Genomic DNA, 8,279 nt, shown 5'->3' with positions numbered 1-8,279 from the left:
TCTTCTGCCAGTAGCCGTTCAATGATCTTTACTTTTTCTATCGGATCAATTTTGCTTTTCCTAGACATAGAAATACCCCCAAGTAGGTTTTATATTTCATTGTCCTACTTGGGGGTAGCATATCAATTGCCTGCGGAGCCGGTTTTTTAATTCCAGTGATGCGTATAGGCGCTCTGATGACACAATTGCCAGCAGGACATATTTGTGAAGATGAACGGAGAGAACAAAATAAACAATTGTACAGTACAAATATGGATTTTGATCAGCATAATATACAATAAAATATAAAGAACATATTGATTTGTCCGGACGAGGGTGGTATAGTTGTGCAAACAGAAGTGGTATGAACATGTACGAATACCGCTTCAACACAACATCTCAAAGGAGGGCATTTACTATGAACAAGAAGATCTGGGCAGGCGTGTTTGCCGCATCCATGCTGTTCTCGATGAGCGGATATGCGATGGCCGGAGAGACGGAGGCATCAACGGAGGAAGACCAGACCAAGATTATGGTCGATACGACTCAGTATAAAAAGGACAGGCCGGATGGCGGATATACATTTGCGTATACCTGCATGGATGGATCCAATCCGTTCTTCGTCACGATTCAGAACGAGATTGAGAAGAAACTGAAGGAGAACGGGGACACACTGATCACATCTGATCCGGCGAATGATGTCACGCTTCAGATTTCTCAGATGGAAGACGCAATCTCTCAGAAGCCGGACGGGTATTTCGTCAACCCGGCAGAGGCAGAGGGAATTGTACCGGCGCTGGATGAAGTGAAGGCAGCAGGGATCCCGATGGTCAACTTCGACACAGAGGTTGCGGACATGAAGGATTATGTTGTTTCCTACACGGGGTCTGATAACTACAATGCCGGCAAGGTCTGCGGCGAGGATCTTGTCAAGCAGTGCCCGGACGGCGGCGATATCATTGTTCTTGATTCCCCGACCATGAATTCCATCGTTGACAGAACAAAGGGCTTCCTCGATGCAATCGACGGCCATGGATTCAACATCGTGGCGCAGCAGGATGCGAAGGGCAATCTTCAGGAAGCACAGAAGATCGCTGATGACCTGCTTCAGGCTCATCCGGATGTTGTTGCTATCTTCGGCGGAAACGACCCGACGGCTCTTGGTGCACTGGCATCTGCGGAGGGTGCAGGTCTCAAGAAGGTTCTGATCTATGGTGTTGACGGATCTCCTGATTTCAAGGCAGAGATGTCCAAGGAAGGTTCCCTGCTCCGTGCTACCGGTGCTCAGTCCCCGATTTCCATCGCTGACAAGGCTGTTGAAATCATGTATGACATCATGGCAGGCAAGGAAGTTCAGTTCAGATATCCGGTTGATACATTCCTGATCAGCCCTGAGAATGTTGCTGACTATGGCACTGATGGATGGCAGTAATGATGGGATTCTGAAAATCAGGCAGCTGCAGGAAGGTAGGAACCTGAATCATACTGTAAACATACGGTGATGACAAGACCCGCTGCCGCTGGGCAGCGGGTCTTGTTGGGTCTGGCATCCTGCCAGAATGTAAAACTGCTCTCCGGCGACAGCCCGGGGAACACAGAAAGGAAGGTGGCGGAATTGGCTGAAGAGAAAATCCTGCTGCAGATGAAACATATCACAAAAACATTCCCGGGTGTCAAGGCACTCTCTGATGTCAGCCTTGAGGTAAAAGCTGGAGAGGTACATGCATTGCTCGGTGAAAATGGTGCTGGAAAGTCCACTTTGATTAAAGTGCTTGGAGGCATCTATCATGCGGACAGCGGAGAAATCTACATTAACGGGGAAAAGAAGGAAATCAACAGTGTTCCGGATGCGGAGAAGAGTGGAATTGCCATCATCCATCAGGAACTGGTGCTTGTTCCTTACATGACGGTCGCGGAGAACATCTTCCTCGGCAGAGAGATCATGAAGGGGAAATTTGTCAACCGGAAGGAGATGGAGAAGCGGGCGCAGGCACTCCTGGACGAGTATCACATGCATGTCAGTGCTTCCGATCTTCTGGTGAATCTGACCATTGCACAGCAGCAGATGGTTGAAATCGTGAAAGCGGTATCAACAGATTCAAAGATCATCGTCATGGATGAACCGACCTCCTCCATCTCAGACAATGAGGTCGAGCAGCTCTTCGGCATCATCCGGAATCTGACATCAAGAGGTGTTGGAATTATCTACATTTCCCACAAGATGAGTGAGCTGCAGCAGATCTGCGACAGAGTCACGGTCATGCGGGATGGTACGAAGGTTGGCACGAAAGAAGTGAAGACAACTTCAAACGACGAGCTGATTGCCATGATGGTTGGCCGTACGCTGACCAGCTATTATACGAGAGATTTCCAGACGGGCGGCGACGTGATTTTAAGAGCAGAGCATATCTCGGATGGGGATATGGCGAAGGATGTCACGTTTGAGGCACGGAAGGGAGAAATCCTGGGTTTTGCCGGACTTGTCGGAGCCGGTCGAAGCGAGACAATGAGGGTGATTTTCGGACTCGGAAAACATCGCAGCGGCAAGGTTTACATCGATGGCAAAGAAGTAAAGATCAATTCTCCGGTCGATGCAATGAAAAATGGCATCGCGCTCGTACCAGAGGATCGGAAACTTGATGGACTGTATATGGTACAGGATATCGCCTACAATACGACGATTGAGGTTCTGGAGACCTTCATGCATGGCATGAATGTCGATCAGAAGAAGGAAGAGGAAATTACACAGAAGTATATTGATATGCTTTCTATCAAAACGCCTTCTCAGGAGCAGAAGGTGGGAAACCTTTCAGGCGGAAATCAACAGAAGGTTATGATTGCAAGATGGCTGGCGACCAATCCGAAGATTCTGATTCTGGATGAGCCTACCAGAGGAGTCGATGTGGGTGCAAAGGCGGAAATCTATGCAATCATGAACGAACTGACAAAACACGGACTTACCATTCTGATGATCTCATCAGAACTTCCTGAGATTATCAATATGAGTGATCGCGTATATGTATTTTCAGAGGGGATTGTAACAGGCTGTCTGGACCACTCAGAGGTCAGCCAGGAAGCCATCATGAAACTGGCGGCTTCGTGAGAAGCGTCCTTGGATGTATCGAAAAGAACAGCTTCCTGTAGGGAAGATAAAATACCTGTGATGAAGGAGGATCCTAAATCATGTCCAAGAATATAAAAACCTATTTCCATGAGAATGCGGGCATACTGGCTGCGCTGGTTGCCCTGTGCATTCTGCTGGCAATTCTGCCTGCAACAAGCAAGTCATTTGTCTCGACACGGAATTTCTTCAATGTGCTGAGACAGGTCTCTACGAATATGTTCCTTGCCTGTGGTATGACGATGGTCATTATCCTTGGCGGAATCGATCTGTCGGTCGGTTCCATCATTGCCCTGGCAGGCTGCGTGGAAGCCGGAATGGTTGTCCATCTGAATATGCCGCTTCCGCTGGCAATCCTGATTGCACTTGCCATCGGTCTTGGCGTTGGTATGTTTAACGGCTATGTTGTCTCGACAACAACAATTCCGGCCTTCATCGTTACCCTGGCAACGATGAATATCTGCCGCGGACTTGCATATGTGTATACAGGCGGATCTCCGGTTCGTGTCATGACAGACGCATGGAAGTTTATCGGCGCCGGTTATATCGGCCCGTTCCCGACACCCGTCATCATCATGATTGCCATTCTGATCATCACTGCAATCATCATGAACAAGACAAAGCTCGGACGTCATATCTATGCAGTAGGTGGCAATGCGCAGGCAGCAGAGTATTCTGGAATTAACGTTCGCAAGGTGAAGTTTCTTGTACACTCTTATTCCGGACTGATGGCAGGACTTGCCGGTGTTGTTCTGGCATCCCGCATGTACTCCGGTCAGCCGACTGCAGGAGACGGCGCGGAGATGGATGCGATCGCGGCAACCGTTGTAGGCGGAACCTCCATGGCCGGTGGTTCCGGAAAGATTGGCGGAACAATCGTTGGTGCACTGATCATCGGTGTTCTGAACAATGGCCTGAATCTGATGAATGTCAACTCGTTCTGGCAGTATGTTGTGAAGGGTGTTGTTATCCTTGGCGCTGTCTATGTAGACTTCCTCAGAAACAAGAACAAAAAGTGATCGAGGGGTTCTGGGAAGATGGAGAACAGGAAGATTGTGACAGCCGGCTATGTGTCGCTTGATATCACGCCATCGATCAGGGCAGCCTCCGGAGTGACGCTTCATGATATGATCCGTCCGGGGAAGCTGATCCAGGTCGGAAAGGTAACCGCTGCCCCGGGAGGCTGCGTGAGCAATACCGGTCTTGCGCTCCACAAACTCGGAAGCGACGTCAGCCTTGTTGCGAAGATCGGGGACGATGCGTTCGGGCGGATTCTGACAGAAGCGTACAACCGAAAAGGCGTAAGGCCGGACTTTCTGGTATCGGAGGATACGGAAACTTCTTACACACTTGTCCTGGCTGCCCCGGGCAGTGACCGGTGCTTCCTGGCAGATGCCGGTGCAAACGATACACTGACGGCGGATGAGCTGAGCTATGAGGAGATCGGGGAAGCCCAGTATTTTCACTTTGGTTATCCAACGCTGATGCGTCGGTTCTATCTGAACGAGGGCAGCCAGACCGTGGAGATGGTGAAGAAGGTAAAGGCGCTCGGACTGGTTACAAGCCTTGATATGGCAGCCATCGATCCGTCAAGCGAGGCCGGCGCACAGGACTGGAAGACGATTCTGGCGAACGTTCTTCCATATGTCGACTTCTTTGTCCCGAGCATCGAGGAGCTTTGCTTTATACTCGACCGGGATAAGTATAATTCCTGGCAAAAACAGTATCAGGATGATATCTGTATGCATCTTTCGCTGAGCCGGGATGTAATTCCGCTGGCGCAGAAGGCGCTCGATCTGGGCTGCAGAGCAGTCCTTCTGAAATGCGGGGCAGCCGGGTTATACCTGAAAACGGGGACCGAGGAAGAGATGAAGCAGATCTCGCCACACTTTCAGGGAGAAGGCTGGGGCGGACTGTCGATCTTCGAGGACAGCTATGTGCCGGATCAGATTTTATCAGGGACGGGCGCCGGGGATACCGCGATTGCAGCTTTTCTGTACAGCCTGAGCCATGACTTCAGCCCGGAGGTGTGTCTGGAGATGGCGGCAGGGTGTGGCGCGATGTGTATTACTCAGTACGATGCGCTTTCCGGCCTGATTCCGGCGGACCGGCTTTTGGAAAGGATCCGCAGCGGCTGGGCAAAACAGAAGATGATACACGAGTGATGGAGGAAACGATATGCTGGTCACATTGAAGAGTATTCTGCGTCTTGCAGAAGCAGACAATAAGGCGATTGCGGCATTCAATGTCACAACACTGGAAGGAATCCGCGCGGTGATTGCAGCGGCTGAGGAAACAGGACAGCCGGTTATTCTTCAGTTTGCCAATGCCGCTCACAGCGGGTATATATCTCTGCACGAAATCGGGCAGATCATGCTGCTGTACGCGGATGAAGCGAAAGTGCCGGTCTGCGTGCATCTGGATCACGGTGCCAATCTGGAGGAAGTGCATGAGGCGCTGGAGCTGGGGTTCACGAGTGTCATGATTGATGGCTCCGCGCTTCCCTATGAGAAGAATGTCGCAGTGACCGACGCAACGGTCGAACTTGCGCAGGGGTTCGGTGCATCGGTAGAGGCTGAGATTGGTTCCATGGGCAGGGAAGAGTTCCTCTCTGCGGGCGGATCGGAGGCTGATCTGGGCGAAAGCTCTTACACGGATCCGGATCAGGCAGCCCGCTTCGTAAAGGATACGGGCATTGATGCGCTGGCGTGCTCCTTCGGAACGGTTCACGGCATTTATCTCAAGGCTCCGAAGCTGGATGTGGATCGGATCAAGGTGATCCTTGAAAAGACCGGAAAGCCGGTGGTGATGCACGGAGGATCCGGTCTGAGCGATGAGGACTTCCGCAGATGCATCCAGAATGGTGTACGGAAGATCAACTTCTACACGTATGCTGCAAAATTCGCAGGGGATGCTGTCCGTGAGCACGTGTCGGAGGCAGGAGACGGGAACGTATATTTCCATGATATCGCGACCTGGGGGATGGAGTCGATGAAAAAGACATACATCCATACAATTTCGGTATTCTCGAATCTGAAGGAGAACTGAGGATATGAAGCGATCTGGAATCAATGCGGTAATCATCGGGGAGGATTTCCAGACAATCGCAATGAATCCCCATATCGGCTTCTGTACAATGAGTACCCTGTGGCGGAAAACTGATCAGATCAAACACAGTGTGCTTACGCTTACACCTTGAATGGAGAAGCGGAAACGTGAAGCAAAAAAACGGCGGTCAGTCCGGGACTTGGATTTTTCAGGCCCTGTGAACTGACCGCCATTTCTATATTCAGGACTCCTTCGGGAACTCTGAGGTGTAGTGCGAGCATATAATTGCACCTTCTGAGATACGGACACGGAATCAATTCTTAAATGCACTCATTCGATTTTAGCAATTCTTGTGTTCTTTGTATTCAAGAGCCTTCGCTTCGATTGTCTTTTCTATTGTTTGTTTCCGCCTACAGAAAAACCCAATAATAGTCTGGAGCTGGGTATTGCTGACTTGGACAACATCCTAACAGGTTTTGAGTATTATAAAAAGTAAAAAGTAGCTACAAATGAATGCATGAAATTATTTTCCGTAGAAGAGTATAGTAGGATGAGACGAAAAGATGAATATTATTTGATTATATACGATATATTAAGACAATATGCATAATAATCTATATAGTAATTATACTTAATGCACAATAATATATATTGAAACAAGAAAAATGTTGACAAATTAAACATCGATGCTATTATATGTATAAATGAAATATAATTTCTCGAGCAACATGGAATAAAATTTTATTCCTATTATAGTTATTATTTTATAAGGAGGGCATATGCGTTACAACAGATTTAGTAAAGCCATGACGTACGGTCTTGCGGGGGCGATGGCGCTCGGGCTTGGCGTAGGGGGAACAGCTTTTGCGGGAGAAACAGAGGCTTCTGCACCGGCAAGCGATGTTACGCTGGAATTTCAACAGTGGTGGGGAGTTGAACTGCCAGATGGTGCACTTGATGAGATCTGTAAAGGTTTCACAGATAAAACCGGCATTAAGATTGAAACATTAAGTAATCCGTATGCTGATACAAAAACGCAGATTGCAGCTGGCGCTGCAGCTGGGACAATGGCAGATGTTGTTGGATTGGATGGATCTTGGGTATATGATTTTGCAAAGCAGGGAGCAATTGCAAACTTGAGTGACTTGATGAAGGCAGATAGCTATGATGATAGTCAGCTTTCGGATCAGATTAAATACGAAGGCAGCACTTATATGATCCCAGTTGTTAATTTTGCATACCCCCTTTATTACAATAAGGATATTCTTGATAAAGCGGGCGTAACAGAAGTACCCTCAACTTGGACGGAATTCCTGGATGCATGTCAGAAGATAAAAGATAATACTGATGCGGCAGGATATTGCATTCCATTGAACACAGAGGCTCCGAATGGAATTCAGAATCAGTTCTCTTCCTGGGTTTGGGCATCGGGTGGATCGCTTTTGAAGGATGGAAAGCCGTCATTGACAGATAATGAAACATTGACGAAAGTGACAGAACTCTTCAAGACTATGTATGATAAGGGATATCTTTCTTCTGGTGTTGAAGCAATGAAGGAACAGGATATGGTCAATGAATTTGAAAATGGCCGTCTTGCGTTCATGGTTGATGGAATATCCCATCTTACAACAATCACAAAAGAATCTCCAGATATCAATTTTGACTATGCAAAGATGCCTGTAATGGATGGGTTTACTGGTAAGAGCGGAATGGATGTTGCAAACTGGGGAATTGGTATTGCAGAGAATTGCGAACATAAGACCGAAGCAATGCAGTTTGTTGAGTATCTGATGAGCCCCGAAATCAATGCAAAGCTTGCACAGCTTGCAAATGCTTTCCCGGGTAACAGTAATGCGAAGCCAGATTATTCTTCAAATGATGAGCGTTTCCAGAAGGCATACGAGTTCTTTAATGAAGGTTATGCAATTAATGAGTTTACTGGAGCACCTACTGCTGAAGATCTGATGAGGAGCTTCAATGAACAGCTTGTTCTTTTCCTCGATGGCGACACTTCTTCATCTGCGGATGCACTTTCAGCTATCCAGGGTGAGTGGCAAAGCGTTTATGGAAGCTGAATAGATAATAGATGTATTTAGATAGATAATGTGGGGGCTGCAGCGCAGTGCAGCCC

7 protein-coding genes are annotated in these 8,279 nt (G+C 48.3%); all 7 read left to right on the top strand.

Translation table 11 applies throughout. From position 1 onward, the window contains the following. Positions 1-397 precede the first annotated feature (397 nt). The 7 genes from FYJ35_RS10645 to FYJ35_RS10615 all read left to right on the top strand — a co-directional run bounded on the left by FYJ35_RS10645 (position 398) and on the right by FYJ35_RS10615 (position 8,223). Positions 398-1,411: a sugar ABC transporter substrate-binding protein gene (locus FYJ35_RS10645; RefSeq protein WP_154526345.1), complete on the top strand. Its 1,014-nt coding sequence runs from the start codon at positions 398-400 to the stop codon at positions 1,409-1,411. 210 nt (positions 1,412-1,621) lie between these two features. Beyond that, on the top strand, positions 1,622-3,082 hold the full coding sequence (locus FYJ35_RS10640) for a sugar ABC transporter ATP-binding protein (protein ID WP_154526361.1): 1,461 nt from the start codon (positions 1,622-1,624) through the stop codon (positions 3,080-3,082). Positions 3,083-3,162: 80 nt separating this feature from the next. Then, the gene (locus tag FYJ35_RS10635) at positions 3,163-4,119 is read left to right on the top strand and encodes an ABC transporter permease (RefSeq protein WP_154526343.1); all 957 of its coding nucleotides are present in this window, start codon (positions 3,163-3,165) and stop codon (positions 4,117-4,119) included. 18 nt (positions 4,120-4,137) lie between these two features. After that, a complete protein-coding gene (locus FYJ35_RS10630; protein WP_154526341.1) occupies positions 4,138-5,265 on the top strand; it encodes a carbohydrate kinase family protein in 1,128 nt (375 codons plus the stop codon). 13 nt (positions 5,266-5,278) lie between these two features. Beyond that, positions 5,279-6,148: a class II fructose-bisphosphate aldolase gene (locus FYJ35_RS10625; RefSeq protein WP_154526339.1), complete on the top strand. Its 870-nt coding sequence runs from the start codon at positions 5,279-5,281 to the stop codon at positions 6,146-6,148. 4 nt (positions 6,149-6,152) lie between these two features. Further along, on the top strand, positions 6,153-6,299 hold the full coding sequence (locus FYJ35_RS10620; protein ID WP_154526337.1) for a hypothetical protein: 147 nt from the start codon (positions 6,153-6,155) through the stop codon (positions 6,297-6,299). A 628-nt stretch (positions 6,300-6,927) separates the two neighbouring features. Continuing rightward, the gene (locus FYJ35_RS10615) at positions 6,928-8,223 is read left to right on the top strand and encodes an ABC transporter substrate-binding protein (protein WP_154526335.1); all 1,296 of its coding nucleotides are present in this window, start codon (positions 6,928-6,930) and stop codon (positions 8,221-8,223) included. Positions 8,224-8,279 lie beyond the last annotated feature (56 nt).

The organism is Porcincola intestinalis, assembly GCF_009696445.1.
GTDB classification, from domain to species: Bacteria; Bacillota; Clostridia; order Lachnospirales; family Lachnospiraceae; genus Porcincola; species Porcincola intestinalis.
The sequence above is the reverse complement of the archived record's forward strand: the minus strand, read 5'-3'. Positions and strand labels throughout refer to the sequence as shown.

What these genes read in the sequence shown, in the direction of transcription:
- FYJ35_RS10645 (WP_154526345.1), top strand. Translation starts at nt 398, where the DNA reads ATGAACAAGAAGATCTGGGCAGGCGTGTTTGCCGCATCCATGCTGTTC.
- FYJ35_RS10640 (WP_154526361.1), top strand. Translation starts at nt 1,622, where the DNA reads ATGAAACATATCACAAAAACATTCCCGGGTGTCAAGGCACTCTCTGAT.
- FYJ35_RS10635 (WP_154526343.1), top strand. Translation starts at nt 3,163, where the DNA reads ATGTCCAAGAATATAAAAACCTATTTCCATGAGAATGCGGGCATACTG.
- FYJ35_RS10630 (WP_154526341.1), top strand. Translation starts at nt 4,138, where the DNA reads ATGGAGAACAGGAAGATTGTGACAGCCGGCTATGTGTCGCTTGATATC.
- FYJ35_RS10625 (WP_154526339.1), top strand. Translation starts at nt 5,279, where the DNA reads ATGCTGGTCACATTGAAGAGTATTCTGCGTCTTGCAGAAGCAGACAAT.
- FYJ35_RS10620 (WP_154526337.1), top strand. Translation starts at nt 6,153, where the DNA reads ATGAAGCGATCTGGAATCAATGCGGTAATCATCGGGGAGGATTTCCAG.
- FYJ35_RS10615 (WP_154526335.1), top strand. Translation starts at nt 6,928, where the DNA reads ATGCGTTACAACAGATTTAGTAAAGCCATGACGTACGGTCTTGCGGGG.